Below are 12,537 nucleotides of genomic sequence, written 5' to 3' on the forward strand. Positions count from 1 at the left end.
GGCCCGGCCGTGGGGCCCCGCCACCCGCTCTCGGTACTCTGTTCGCATGACGACCGGTGTGCGCCGCAGGATGGGTGTCCAGGAGCGTCGGGAGCAGCTCATCTCCGTGGCGCTGGAGTTGTTCAGCCGACGCCCGCCCGCCGAGGTGTCGATCGACGAGATCGCCTCGGCCGCCGGGATATCGCGGCCGCTCGTCTACCACTACTTCCCGGGCAAACTGAGCCTGTACGAGGCGGCCCTGCGCCGGGCCGCCGAGGACCTCGCGCACCGTTTCGAGGAGCCGAGGCAGGGCCCGCTCGGGGAGCGGCTGCTGCGGGTCATGGGCCGCTACTTCGACTTCGTGGACGAGCACGGCCCGGGTTTCTCGGCGCTCATGCGGGGCGGTCCCGCGGTGCCCTCGCAGGAGGCGGCCTCGACGGCGAACGCGCTCATCGACTCGGTGCGGGAGGCGGCGCGCGAGCAGATACTCGCGCATCTCGGGGTGACGAGGCCCTCGCCGCGTCTCGACATGGTGGTGCGGTCCTGGGTGGCGCTCGCCGAGTCGAAGGCGTTGTTGTGGCTGGACGGGCGCCGGATGGCGCGCGCGGAGCTGGAGGTCCAGCTCGTGCACGACTTCGCGGCGCTGTTCGCGGTGAGCGCGGCCTACGACGAGGAACTCGCCCTGCTGCTGCGGGAGCTGCTCGCCCGGGAGCCGGCCGACGGGCCCTTCGGTGATCTGGTCGGCCGGCTCGTGGGGCTGGCGCCGGGCCGCCCGGAGTGAGTCCGGGGTTCGGCGTCCGGGGCCCGGCGTCCGGCCTACTGATCCGCGCCCTTGCCCTTGCCCGATTCCTTTCCGGCGCCCTTCCCCGCGCCCTTCCCGCCGGCCTCCCCGTACGTGACGGTGACCTTGTCGAAGCCGAGGGAGTGCAGCAGGCCCTCCAGCATGCTGGTGGTGTTCTTCTCGGCGCGGGCGGTCAGTCCGCTGTCCTTGGCGGCGTCCCCGATGTGCCGGGCGGCGAGCTTCTGCACGGCGCGCTCGTCGTTGGGGTTGTCGGAGAAGAAGTCCCCGATGCGGTTGAGCAGTCCGCGCTGTTTGGACACGGCGTAGGAGCGGTCCGGGTCGAGGGCGGGCTTGCCGAGGGTCGCGTGCGGCAGCCGGATCGTGGCGGCCGTCCGCTCCTCGTTGACCTTGACGTCCCGGTCGCCGAGTCCGCCGAGGTCGACGGAGGCGGAGACGGTGCCGGCCCCGACGTAGAGCGTGCGGCTGCCGCGCAGCGCGTCGGGCAGGTACTTGGTGTCCTTCTCCAGGTCCACGACGACCTGGAAGTTGCCGTCGGCGGCCTGGTAACGGCTCATGTCCTTGATGGACTTGAGGAGGGTGGGCCCCGTGCGGTCGTGGGTGTCCTCGCCGAACACCTCGCCGAGCCCGGGGATCACGGCGAACCTGATGAGCAGCACCACCACCACGATCAGCGCGAGGACGGCCGCGAGCGCCTTGCCCCACCAGGGCAGGCCCGTCCTTCTGGTCGTCTCCTGTGCCATGACGGCGTCTCCCCTCTCGTTCCCTGACGGAACGGATGCCCAAGAAGGCGCCGATCAGGCTCGGTTGGCGGGCTCTGACCGGGCGCACGCCCGCGACGCCGGGCGGGCACCGCCGACGGGAGGGCGCCAGCAAACCGGCCAGGGAAGATCACATACGGCTCCGGGACGTACGCGGACGGCCGGGGATACGGACACATCGCGGCGCATCCCGAACGCCACCGCGTGCCGCCCGCGGTGATCGGGTATCACGGTGATCAGGCACCCGGCGGCCCGCTCCCTCAGCCCCTGCCCGCTCCGCCCGCCGGGTGCGCAGCCCGCCTCCGCCCGCCCCGCGCGGGCCGTTCGACAGGAAGGCCGTAGATGCGCCAGGAGTCCGCCCCGTCCCAGGTCCGCGCCGCCGCCCCCGCCCCGCGCGCCGCCGTCCCCCGCCCCTGGTGGCGGGACGCCGTCATCTATCAGGTGTACGTACGGTCCTTCGCGGACAGCGACGGGGACGGGATCGGTGATCTGCGCGGGGCGCGTGAGCGGCTGCCGTATCTCGCGGACCTGGGCGTGGACGCGGTGTGGCTCACCCCGTTCTACGCCTCCCCGCAGGCCGACGGCGGGTACGACGTCGCGGACTACCGCGCGGTGGACCCGGTCTTCGGTGACCTCTCGGACGCCGCGGATCTGGTGGCCGAGGCGCACCGGCTGGGCCTGCGGGTGATCGTGGACGTCGTGCCCAACCACACCTCGGACCAGCACGCCTGGTTCCGGGCGGCGCTGGCGGGGCCCGGGGCGCCGGAGCGGGAGCTGTACGTGTTCCGCCCCGGCCGTGGCGCGTCCGGTGAACTGCCGCCCAACGACTGGGAGTCGGTGTTCGGCGGCCCGGCCTGGACGAGGACGGCGGACGGGGCCTGGTACCTGCACCTGTTCGCGCCCGAGCAGCCGGATCTGAACTGGGAGAACCCGGTGGTGCACGAGGAGTTCGCCTCGGTGCTGCGGTTCTGGCTGGACCTGGGGGTCGACGGGTTCCGGGTGGACGTCGCGCACGGCATGGTGAAGGCGCCGGGGCTGCCGGACGTCGGCGCGGGCGAACAGGCCCGGATGATCGGCCGGCAGGTGCTGCCGTTCTTCGACCAGGACGGGGTCCACGAGATCCACCGCTCCTGGCGGCGGCTGCTGGAGAGCTATCCGGGCGAGCGGATCTCGGTGGCCGAGGCGTGGGCCCCCACCCCCGAGCGGCTGGCCCGTTACGTGCGCCGCGACGAGGCGCACCAGGCGTTCAACTTCCAGTTCCTGACCACCGGGTGGGACGCGGCCGGGCTGCGCGAGGTGATCGACCTCTCGCTCACGGCGACCACCGGGGTCGGGGCGCCGACGACCTGGGTGCTGTCCAACCACGACGTCGTCCGGCATACGACGCGCTACGCCGAGGGGGACCCCGCGCGGGGGCTGCGGCGGGCGCGGGCGGCGGCGCTGCTGATGCTGGCGCTGCCGGGCTCCGTGTACGTGTACCAGGGCGAGGAGCTGGGCCTGCCCGAGGTCGAGGACCTGCCGGACGAGGTGCGGCAGGACCCGGCGTTCTTCCGGGGCCGGGCGGCGGCCGGGGCGGCGGGGCCCGGGGCGCCGGTCAAGAGCGGCCAGGACGGGACCAGGGACGGCTGCCGGGTGCCGCTGCCCTGGTCGGGTCGCGAGGCGCCGTACGGCTTCGGTCCCGGCGCCTCCTGGCTGCCGCAGCCCGCCGACTGGGCGCGGCTGAGCGTCGAGGCGCAGACCGGGGACCCGGACTCGACGCTGGAGCTGTACCGGGCGGCGCTGTCCCTGCGCCGGGAGCTGCCGGGGCTGGGGGGCGGCTCGCTGCGCTGGGAGGAGGCTCCGGAGGGTGTCCTGCTCTTCTCCCGTCCGGGCTTCGTGTGCGCGCTCAACACCCGGGACACCGAGGTGGTGTTGCGGCTTCCGGGGCGGGCCCTGCTCGCCTCCGGCCCGCTCGGTTCCTCGGCCGGGGACACGGTGCTGCCGGGTGAGACCTGCGGGTGGTGGGCGGTGTAGCCCCCGCCTCGGGCGACTGCCCGCCCGCGGGCGGGCGTTGGCGGGAGCGCGGCGGGCGGCAGACGGTACAGTCCCCCTGTGACCGCACGACTGGCCGATATCGCAGCGCAAGCGGGGGTCAGCGAAGCCACGGTGAGCCGGGTCCTGAACGGCAAGGCGGGGGTCGCGGCGGCCACCCGGGAGTCCGTGCTGGCCGCGCTCGACGTGCTCGGCTACGAGCGTCCGGTGCGGCTGCGGCGGCGCAGCGAGGGGCTGGTCGGGCTGATCACCCCGGAGCTGGAGAACCCGGTCTTCCCGGCGCTCGCGCAGGTCGTGGTGCAGGCGCTGACCCGGCAGGGCTACACACCGGTACTGGCGACGCAGACCCCGGGCGGCTCGACCGAGGACGAGCTGACCGAGATGCTCGTGGACCGGCAGGTCGCGGGGATCATCTACGTCTCGGGGCTGCACGCCGACACGAGCGCGGACACCGGCCGCTACGACCGGCTGAAGGCGCGGAACGTGCCTTTCGTCCTGGTCGACGGTCACGCCCCCAAGGTCCGCGCGACCTCGGTGTCCCCGGACGACCGGGCGGCGGCACGGCTCGCGGTGACGCACCTCGTGTCCCTCGGTCACACCCGGATCGGTCTGGCGCTCGGCCCGGAGCGGTTCGTGCCGGTGCGGCGGAAGAAGGAGGGCTTCCTGACGGTGCTGCGGGAGCTGCTCGGCCTCGATCCGGCGGTGGCCGAACGGGAACTGGTGCGGCATTCGCTGTACACGCTGGAGGGCGGGCAGGCCGCGGCGGCCGCGCTGCTCGACGGGGGCTGCACGGCGGTGGTGTGCGCGAGCGACATGATGGCGCTGGGCGCGGTGCGGGCGGCGCGGCAGGCGGGGCTGGACGTGCCCGGTGAGGTCTCGGTCGTCGGCTTCGACGACTCCCCGCTCATAGCGTTCACCGATCCGCCGCTGACCACGGTCCGCAAGCCGGTGCGCGCGATGGGCCAGGCGGCGGTCAACGCGCTGCTGGAGGAGATCGGCGGGACCCCCGCGCCACCCGGCGAATTCGTGTTCCTCCCCGAGCTGGTGATGCGTGGTTCCACGGCCCCGCCCGCGCCGCGCCCCGGTGCCGGCGGGCCCGCTCCCGCGCCCGCGCGGGGCGTTTGAGGGCCCGGCGCCCGTAGGCGGGGCCGGGGGGGAGGACTGCTCCCGCGGGAGAACGTACGGGCCCGTCCGGTCGGGAGGATGATCGGGTTTGAAGCGGGTTTCTGGCAAAATCGCTGCCTATGGGTGAGAACACTGTGACGTCTTCGGAAGGCCGGGAACCGGCCCCCTCCTCACCCACGTCGGACGGCGGCACCCGGGGGGACGCGGCACGCCGGGCCCTGCGGCGGGCGCGGACCCCGAGGCGGCCCCGGCTTTGGTTCGAAGTCCTGCTGATCGGCCTGAGTTACTGGGCGTACTCGCTGGTGCGCAACGCGGTCCCCGAGCAGCGGGCCGAGGCCCTGCGCAACGCGGACTGGATCTGGCGGGTCGAGCACGATCTGGGCATCGCGGTGGAGGATTCGGTCAACCACGCGGTCGACAAGGTCACCTGGCTGATCGTCGGGATGAACTACTACTACGCGACCCTGCACTTCGTGGTCACACTCGGTGTCCTCGCCTGGCTGTTCCACTGGCATCCGGGGCGCTACTCGGCCACCAGGCTGGTGCTGTTCGGCACGACGGTCCTGGCCCTGCTCGGCTACTACGTGTACCCGCTCGCCCCTCCCCGGCTGATGAACGGCTCGCAGTTCATCGACACCGTGGTCACCCACGTCACCTGGGGGTCGATGGCCTCGGGGGACATGAAGCACATGTCGAACCAGTACGCGGCGATGCCCTCGATGCACATCGGCTGGTCGCTGTGGGCGGGGCTGACGATCTTCGCGCTGGCGAAGGCGCCGTGGGCTCGGGCGCTGGGCCTGTTGTACCCGGCGGCCACCCTCGTGGTCATCGTCTCGACGGCGAACCACTTCTGGCTCGACGCGGTGGGCGGCGTCCTCTGCCTGGCCTTCGGTTACGCCGTGGCCACCCTGTGGTACGGGAAGCTCCCCTACCGGCTGCCGCGGCGGGTCACGGCCACCGGCCGGGGCTCCCGGCTGCGCGCCGCGGGGGCCGGGTCCCCGCGCCGGGGCCCGGCCGGACCCGCCGGGCGGGGGCCGGGCGGTCCGGCGCACCGTCCGGCGCCCTGAGCCCGGGGCGGGCGGGGCGTCCTCAGAGCACGGCGCCGTAGAAGAGTTCCTCGACGACGGCCCGCGCGCGGCGGGTGGTGCGGCGGTAGTCCTCCAGCATGTCCCCGGCGTGCCCCGCCTCGTAGCCGAGGTAGCGGGCGACGGCGCCCAGTTCGCGGGGGTCGGTCGGGAAGGTGTCCCCGGCCCGGCCGCGTACGAGCATCACGGCGTTGCGCACGCGGGCGGCCAGGACCCACGCCTCGTCCAGGATCGCGGCGGACTCGGCGTCGACGAGGCGGGCGGCGCAGGCCGCGGCGAGGGCCTCGCGGGTACGGGTCGTGCGCAGCCCCGGCTCGGCCCAGGCGTGCCGTAGTTGCAGCAGTTGCACGGTCCACTCGACGTCGGAGAGCCCGCCCCGGCCGAGTTTGGTGTGCAGGGTGCGGTCCTGTCCGCGCGGGACCCGTTCGGACTCCATCCGGGCCTTGAGCCGCCGGATCTCGCGTACGGCCTCCTCGCTCACGCCCTCGGCGGGGTAGCGCAGCGGGTCGATCAGCTCGATGAAGCGGCGGCCGAGGTCGTGGTCGCCCGCGACCGGTTCGGCGCGCAGCAGGGCCTGTGCCTCCCAGGTGAGGGACCAGCGGCGGTAGTAGGCGGCGTAGGAGCTGAGGCTGCGCACGAGGGGCCCGCTGCGGCCCTCGGGCCGCAGGTCGGCGTCGACGAGCAGGGGCGGATCGGCGCTCGGCAGCTGGAGCAGGCGGCGCATCTCGGCGACCACGGAGTTCGCGGCGCGGGCCGCCTCCTGTTCGTCCACGCCCTCGCGGGGTTCGTGGACGAACAGGACGTCGGCGTCGGAGCCGTAGGACAGTTCGTGGCCGCCGAAGCGGCCCATGCCGATGACGGCGAAGCGGGTGGGCAGGGTGTCGCCCCAGCCGGAGCGGACGACGGCGCGCAGGGTGCCCGCGAGGGTCGCGGCGGTGAGGTCGGACACGGCGGAGCCGACCCGGTCGACGAGGCCGCCGTGGTCCTCCTCGGCGGGGCTCTCCTCGGTGCCGTAGGAGGCGACGAGATCACCGGCGGTGGTGCGGAACAGTTCGCGGCGGCGCACTCCGCGGGCGGCGACCACCGCGCCCTCCGCCGTCTCGGCGCGGCCCACCGCCGCGAGGATCTCCTGGTCGAGCCGGGCCCGGGGCGGCGGTTCGAGGCCGTCGGGCGTGCCGAGCAGGGCGACCGCCTCGGGGGCGCGCAGCAGCAGGTCGGGGGCGAGCCGGCCGGCCGACAGGACGCGGGCCAGGTTCTCGGCGGCGGCGCCCTCGTCGCGCAGCAGCCGCAGGTACCAGGGGCTCTTGCCGAGCGCGTCGGAGACCTTGCGGAAGTTGAGCAGTCCCGCGTCGGGTTCGGCGGAGTCGGCGAACCAGCCCAGCAGGACGGGCAGCAGGGTGCGCTGGATCGCGGCGCGGCGCGACACCCCGGCGGTGAGGGCCTCCAGGTGGCGCAGCGCGGCGGCGGGGTCCTCGTAGCCGAGCGCCACGAGCCGGTCGCGGGCGGCGGTGGGGCTGAGTCCGGCCTCGGTGGTGTCGAGGTGGGCGACGGCGTCGAGCAGCGGCCGGTAGAACAGCTTCTCGTGGATCTTGCGTACGGCGCCGGCGTGCCGCTTCCACTCGCGGTTCAGCTCGCTGATGGGCTCGGTGCGCAGCCCCAGGGAGCGCCCGAGGCGCCGCAGGTCGGCCTCGTCCTCGGGGACGAGGTGGGTGCGGCGCAGCCGGTGGAGCTGGATGCGGTGCTCCATGGAGCGCAGGAAGCGGTACGCCTCGTCGAGCTGGAAGGCGTCGGCGCGGCCGACGTAGCCGCCGTCGGCGAGCGCGGCGAGCGCGACGAGGGTGGTGGGGCTGCGCAGCGAGGTGTCGCCCCGGCCGTGGACGAGCTGGAGGAGCTGGACGGCGAACTCGACGTCGCGCAGTCCGCCGGGGCCGAGCTTGAGTTCCCGCTCGACCTCTGTGGCGGGGATGCCGGCGACGACCCGGCGGCGCATCTGCTGGGTGTCGGTCACGAAGTTCTCGCGGTCGGCGGCCTGCCACACGAGGGGGGCGAGGGCCTCGACGTAGGCGCGGCCCAGTTCCTCGTCCCCGGCGACCGGCCGGGCCTTCAGCAGGGCCTGGAACTCCCAGGTCTTGGCCCAGCGCTGGTAGTAGGCGAGGTGGCTGGAGAGGGTGCGCACGAGGGGGCCGTTGCGGCCCTCGGGCCGGAGGTTGGCGTCGACGGGCCAGATGGTGCCCTCGACGGTGGTCTCGGAGCAGATCCGCATGAGGTGCGCGGCGAGCCGGGTCGCGGCCCGCACGGCCTCGCCCTCGTCCACGTCCTCGTGGGCGGGTTCTCCGACGTAGACGACGTCGACGTCGGAGACGTAGTTGAGTTCGTGGCCGCCGCACTTGCCCATCGCGATGACGGCGAGCCGGCAGGCGGCGGCGTCCTCGGGGGCGGCGGCCTCGGCGATGCGCAGCGCGGCGCGCAGGGTCGCGGTGGCGAGGTCGGCGAGTTCGGCGGCGGTCTCGGAGAGGTCTATCGTGCCGCACACGTCGCGCGCGGCGATCGACAGCAGGCAGCGCCGGTAGGCGACGCGCAGCGCGACCGGGTCCTCAGCGCCGGCGAGTCCGCGTTCGAACTCGGCGACCGAGCGGTGCAGGTCGCTGGACTCGTAGGTGACGAGGGCCTTCCAGTCCCCGGGGTGGCGGGCGAGATGGTCGGCGAGGGCCTCGGAGGCGCCGAGGACACCGAGCAGCCGGTCGCGCAGGGGTTTCGCGGAGACCAGCGTGGTGAGCAGGGTGCGCCGCTGCTCCTCGCCCGGCTGGGCCTCGGCGAGCCGGACGAGGCCCAGCAGCGCGAGGTCGGGGTCGGCGGTCGCGGCGAGCCCGTCGAGCAGCACGGGGCTGGAGCGGACGGCGGCCAGCTCCGGGGCGCCGAGCAGCCGCTCCGCGCTCTGCGGGTCGACGAATCCGTACCGCAACAGCCTGGTGAAGGTGCTGCTCCTGCGTCCCTGGGGGACGGTCATTCCGCTGCCTCCTGCCGGGTGGCCCGGACTGCGATCTAGGTCCACGCGGTCGAGGGTAGCGGGGAGGGGCGCGCGGAGCGGGGTACGGGCGTGCGCCTTTGGGCCCGCCGGCGGCCGGGCGTGCCCGCGCCGGGCCGTGACCACGACCGTCCGGCGGGGCCGCCCGGCCGTACGCCGTCGGTCCTGGCGCACGGCCGGCCCGGCCGGGACGGTCGCCGCCCCTCTCGCGCGCGCCGCCCCGGCCGCTCACACCGCGGCCCCGCCCTACCCGGACGGCTGGTGGAAGATCACGACGGGTGATCCGTTTCACCGTCGCGCACGGAGAAGTGGTCGCTCACGAGCGAAGTCCCGGGCAGGCCGCTCCTGTCGTAGTCGCCGCCCTGGACGCCGTCGTGGCGACCGCGGACGAGCCCGTCCTCGTGCTGGTCGCCCGGCCGCCCGCCCCGGCACCGGGGCGCGTCGGGCAAACCTCGCAAGGGTCCAGTACAGAAGTCCAGCAAGCCCTTCACCCGGGGGACTTCGCGGCGCCCGCGAGGCCGCTACCTTTGCTGATGCCGCCGTGCAATTGCATATGCGATGTCACGGCGGCGCCCGGCACACCACAGCGCAAGGAGAACGTGATGCAGTACGACAACGGCGTACCCGCCCACCGCATCCAGCAGGCCCAGTGGCAGAAGAGCTCGTACAGCGTGGGCGGCAACTGTGTGGAGGTCGCCCGGGTGGACGGCGGCCGGATCGCGGTGCGCAACTCACGTCACCCCGAAGGCCCGGCCCTCCTCTACACCCGCGATGAACTGGCCGCGTTCCTCTCGGGCGCCAGGAGCGGGGAGTTCGATCACCTGATCGAGTGAGCTTGAGCCAAAGCTTGTCCTCGGCGGGCACACGCGGTCAGTGTGGACACTCCTATCCTCGCGAGTGTCAGGGAGTGCGTGTGCCCGTCGACTCCGAGCGGCAGCAGTTCCCGCCGCAGCACGGCGGCCGGCCCTATCCCCGTCCGGCCGCCGCCGAGCCCGAGACCGCCGCCCGCCTCCTCGGCGAGCGGCTGCGGGACATGCGGACCAGTCGTGGCACCACCATGCGTGAGGCCGCCGAGGCGGTACGCGGCTCGGTCTCCAAGATCAGCCGCCTGGAACGTGCGCTGACCCCGCCCAGGGAACGGGACGTCAAGGACCTGCTGCACCTGTACGCGATCTCCCCCTCCCAGCGACAGGAGGTCCTCAACCTCCTCCGCCAGGCCCAGGGTTCCTCCTGGCACGAGGAGTACCAGGACGTGACGCCGAGCTATCTGAAGCGGCTGATCGGTCTGGAGGCGGCCGCGGACCGGGTGGCGATCTACGAGAACCACGTGGTTCCCGGTCCCTTGCAGACGGACGGCTACGCCTTCCACGTCCTGGAGGCGGTCATGCCGGGCGACCAGCACAACCGGCGGCGCCGCGAGCTGCGGGCGGGCCGGCGCGAGAAGCTGCTCGGCGACTCGGGACCCGCCCAGGGCCTCTTCGTCGTCCTGGACGAGAGCGCCCTGCACAGGACCGTCGGCGGAGCGGCCTGCATGGTCGAGCAACTGGACTTCCTCCGGGAGGCGCACGAGCGGAAGCTGGCCCAGATCCGCATCGTCGAGTTCGGCAACAGCGTCGGCGTCTCGCCGCCGTACCCCATCACCTCGCTGCGCTACCCGGCCGACAGCCCCTCCGAGGTCATGTACGTCGAGCACATCGACAGCGCGATGTACCTCACGCGCGCCGCGGACATCGACCGTTACCGCAAGGCTCTGCACCGCGTCTTCCAGGGCGCCTCCGACCGGGAGCGCACGGTCGAACTGCTGACCAGGGCGAAGGAACGCTATCTGCGCGCCCGGCGGTGCGGGGAGCCCGCCGCCGGATAGACCGCGCGCCGGGGGCGCCCTGAGCGCCGGGTGTGCCCCGAGCCCCGGGGGCGTCCCGGGCCTCGGGGGCGCCCCGGGCCCGGTTCCGGGCGGGACGCGGGCCCGGGGCGCTCAGACGCGGACCACCCCTCCCCACTCCTCCCACTCGGCCCCGTCCTGCCAGGGCATCGGCTGCTCCCCCGGGTGCCAGCGGGTCACCTCGACCAGTCCGGGAGGCAGGACCTCCCAGCGCGGGTCGAGGAAGTCCCGCAGCTCCGCCCGGGTGCGCACCCGCCCCCAGTTCCCGCGGGTGGCCCGGCTCATCAGCTCGGTGACGTCCTCTCTGACCCGGGCGTCTTCACTCACGAGCTGGCACACGACGAGGAAACTGCCGGGCGCCAGCCGCCGGGCCACCTCGCGCAGCAGCCGCCCCGGCTCACTGGAGTCGGGCAGGCAGTGCAGCACCGAGACGAAGAGCGCCGCGGTCGGCTCGTCGGCGCGGATGAGCCTTTTCACCTCGGGGGTGGAGAAGATCTTCCCGGTGTCCCGCATATCGGCCTGCACCACGGCGGTCTCCGCGTTCTCCGCGAGAAACACCCGGCCGTGGCCCGCGACTATCGGATCGTTGTCCACATAGACGACCCGCGCCTCGGGATGAACACCCTGTGCGATCTGGTGCACGTTTTCCCGGGTGGGCAGACCCGATCCGTGATCAATGAATTGGCGCACTCCGTAATCCCGCGCCAGACGGCGCACCACCCTCCCGAGAAAAGCGCGATTGGTGGCGGCCAGCGCCTTACTGCTGGGGGCGAGGGTCAGCAATTGTTCGCAGGCCGCCCGGTCACTCGGGTAATTGTCCACACCGCCGAGCAGCCAATCATACATTCGCGCCACGCTTGGTGTGTCTACATCGACGAATCCAGAGCCGTCCGCCCCTTCTGCGTTCATGCGCTCCCCTTGCTTCTCCCGCGAAGGAAACATGCTAAAGGCCCGAGGGTGCCGGACAACAGGTGGCGTCCGGCCTCCGCACCGGTCCGGGAAGCGCGATTCCCGGCCGCACGACGAACGGCCGCCCGGCGCGCTCACGCGCGCCGGGCGGCCGTTTCGCCACAGACCGGTTGATTCCGGAGGGTCAGCAGCGGCGCACCGCGAGCACCACCCGGAGGTCGAGACTGACCCGGACGCAGATCAGGACGCCCGCGACACCGCCGGCTCCGGCGACGGCGGCCAGCAGCGGGTCGCGCACACCGGAAGGCAGCAGGCAGAGCGCGACGAGCACGAGGAGGGCCAGCACGAGGATCACGACGACGCGCGGGCGACGACGGAGGGGCGTGGGTGAGGACGGCGGCCCGAACTGTTCGAGCGAACGCCGTGGTCCGGCAGTGAACATCCTGTTACTCTCCTTGTTTGGCGGCGAGCGGCCTGATACCCGCTCGCACCAGCGGTCGTTGAATCGAATTCCCAGTCGAATTTGAGATGACCGGAACCCCGGCCCGCGAGGGCCGGGGTTCGCCATGTCCGCCCTCCTCGAAGCGCGGACTTCTCGGTCGAAGACACCTTAGACGAAAAACACACCCCCTCCGACCAGTTTGCACGCAGGGTATTCGAGAGCCGCAATGTGCAAGTCTCTCCGCATATGCCAACAGCATTCCCCCTGCTCTTTCGGTGTCGCCAGCGGGCGCGTCCGCCGAACCACGGAAAACCAGGAGAGAGAAAAGTTCCCGGAAACAGGGTTGCATGCAATTGCACGAGCCGGGGGCGCGCCGGCCCCGGACAACGAAAAACCCCGGCCCCCAAGGGGGGAACCGGGGTGTGCACGCGGCACGCGCCAAGAGGCCTTCAGGTTCTCGGCCAGAGCCTCCGTCCAGCAGGCGCGGGGCCCGCCGGCG

At 73.2% G+C, this 12,537-nt stretch carries 11 protein-coding genes; 6 read left to right on the top strand and 5 right to left on the bottom strand.

Features of this window, described 5'->3' with window-relative positions; genetic code table 11:
- Positions 1-46: 46 nt before the first annotated feature.
- Positions 47-760, top strand: a complete 714-nt coding sequence (locus ACFYMP_RS01880) for a TetR/AcrR family transcriptional regulator (RefSeq protein ID WP_388848848.1) — start codon at positions 47-49, stop codon at positions 758-760.
- A gap of 35 nt (positions 761-795) precedes the next feature.
- Here the strand turns inward: ACFYMP_RS01880 and ACFYMP_RS01885 are convergent, their stop codons facing one another.
- Positions 796-1,521 carry a DUF4230 domain-containing protein gene (locus ACFYMP_RS01885; RefSeq protein WP_388848851.1) on the bottom strand — a complete coding sequence of 242 codons (726 nt, stop codon included), beginning with the start codon at positions 1,519-1,521 and terminating at the stop codon, positions 796-798.
- 360 nt (positions 1,522-1,881) lie between these two features.
- On the opposite strand from ACFYMP_RS01885, the gene ACFYMP_RS01890 reads away from it, so the two are divergent.
- The 3 genes from ACFYMP_RS01890 to ACFYMP_RS01900 all read left to right on the top strand — a co-directional run bounded on the left by ACFYMP_RS01890 (position 1,882) and on the right by ACFYMP_RS01900 (position 5,762).
- Positions 1,882-3,552 (top strand): glycoside hydrolase family 13 protein, encoded by a 1,671-nt coding sequence (locus tag ACFYMP_RS01890; protein ID WP_388848854.1) that lies wholly within the window; start codon positions 1,882-1,884, stop codon positions 3,550-3,552.
- Positions 3,553-3,630: 78 nt separating this feature from the next.
- Positions 3,631-4,695, top strand: a complete 1,065-nt coding sequence (locus ACFYMP_RS01895) for a LacI family DNA-binding transcriptional regulator (protein WP_388848857.1) — start codon at positions 3,631-3,633, stop codon at positions 4,693-4,695.
- A gap of 119 nt (positions 4,696-4,814) precedes the next feature.
- Positions 4,815-5,762, top strand: a complete 948-nt coding sequence (locus ACFYMP_RS01900) for a phosphatase PAP2 family protein (RefSeq protein WP_388848860.1) — start codon at positions 4,815-4,817, stop codon at positions 5,760-5,762.
- 22 nt (positions 5,763-5,784) lie between these two features.
- On the opposite strand, the gene ACFYMP_RS01905 is transcribed toward ACFYMP_RS01900, so the two are convergent.
- On the bottom strand, positions 5,785-8,787 hold the full coding sequence (locus tag ACFYMP_RS01905) for a bifunctional [glutamine synthetase] adenylyltransferase/[glutamine synthetase]-adenylyl-L-tyrosine phosphorylase (RefSeq protein WP_388848863.1): 3,003 nt from the start codon (positions 8,785-8,787) through the stop codon (positions 5,785-5,787).
- Between the two features lie 287 nt (positions 8,788-9,074).
- Positions 9,075-9,263, bottom strand: coding sequence for a hypothetical protein (locus ACFYMP_RS01910; RefSeq protein WP_388848866.1), 189 nt, complete (start codon positions 9,261-9,263; stop codon positions 9,075-9,077).
- 144 nt (positions 9,264-9,407) lie between these two features.
- Between ACFYMP_RS01910 and ACFYMP_RS01915 the strand changes: the two genes are divergently transcribed.
- A complete protein-coding gene (locus ACFYMP_RS01915; protein ID WP_388848869.1) occupies positions 9,408-9,638 on the top strand; it encodes a DUF397 domain-containing protein in 231 nt (76 codons plus the stop codon).
- 80 nt (positions 9,639-9,718) lie between these two features.
- Positions 9,719-10,669, top strand: a complete 951-nt coding sequence (locus ACFYMP_RS01920) for a helix-turn-helix domain-containing protein (protein ID WP_388848872.1) — start codon at positions 9,719-9,721, stop codon at positions 10,667-10,669.
- Positions 10,670-10,780: 111 nt separating this feature from the next.
- On the opposite strand, the gene ACFYMP_RS01925 is transcribed toward ACFYMP_RS01920, so the two are convergent.
- Positions 10,781-11,596, bottom strand: a complete 816-nt coding sequence (locus ACFYMP_RS01925; protein ID WP_388848876.1) for an SAM-dependent methyltransferase — start codon at positions 11,594-11,596, stop codon at positions 10,781-10,783.
- 184 nt (positions 11,597-11,780) lie between these two features.
- Positions 11,781-12,038 (bottom strand): hypothetical protein, encoded by a 258-nt coding sequence (locus ACFYMP_RS01930; RefSeq protein ID WP_388848879.1) that lies wholly within the window; start codon positions 12,036-12,038, stop codon positions 11,781-11,783.
- Positions 12,039-12,537: the final 499 nt, after the last annotated feature.

It is taken from the genome of Streptomyces sp. NPDC007088, from assembly GCF_042869355.1.
In the GTDB taxonomy this organism is placed as follows: Bacteria; Actinomycetota; Actinomycetes; order Streptomycetales; family Streptomycetaceae; genus Streptomyces.

What these genes read in the sequence shown, in the direction of transcription:
- ACFYMP_RS01880 (WP_388848848.1), top strand. Translation starts at nt 47, where the DNA reads ATGACGACCGGTGTGCGCCGCAGGATGGGTGTCCAGGAGCGTCGGGAG.
- ACFYMP_RS01885 (WP_388848851.1), bottom strand. Translation starts at nt 1,521, where the DNA reads ATGGCACAGGAGACGACCAGAAGGACGGGCCTGCCCTGGTGGGGCAAG.
- ACFYMP_RS01890 (WP_388848854.1), top strand. Translation starts at nt 1,882, where the DNA reads ATGCGCCAGGAGTCCGCCCCGTCCCAGGTCCGCGCCGCCGCCCCCGCC.
- ACFYMP_RS01900 (WP_388848860.1), top strand. Translation starts at nt 4,815, where the DNA reads ATGGGTGAGAACACTGTGACGTCTTCGGAAGGCCGGGAACCGGCCCCC.
- ACFYMP_RS01905 (WP_388848863.1), bottom strand. Translation starts at nt 8,787, where the DNA reads ATGACCGTCCCCCAGGGACGCAGGAGCAGCACCTTCACCAGGCTGTTG.
- ACFYMP_RS01915 (WP_388848869.1), top strand. Translation starts at nt 9,408, where the DNA reads ATGCAGTACGACAACGGCGTACCCGCCCACCGCATCCAGCAGGCCCAG.
- ACFYMP_RS01925 (WP_388848876.1), bottom strand. Translation starts at nt 11,596, where the DNA reads ATGAACGCAGAAGGGGCGGACGGCTCTGGATTCGTCGATGTAGACACA.
- ACFYMP_RS01930 (WP_388848879.1), bottom strand. Translation starts at nt 12,038, where the DNA reads ATGTTCACTGCCGGACCACGGCGTTCGCTCGAACAGTTCGGGCCGCCG.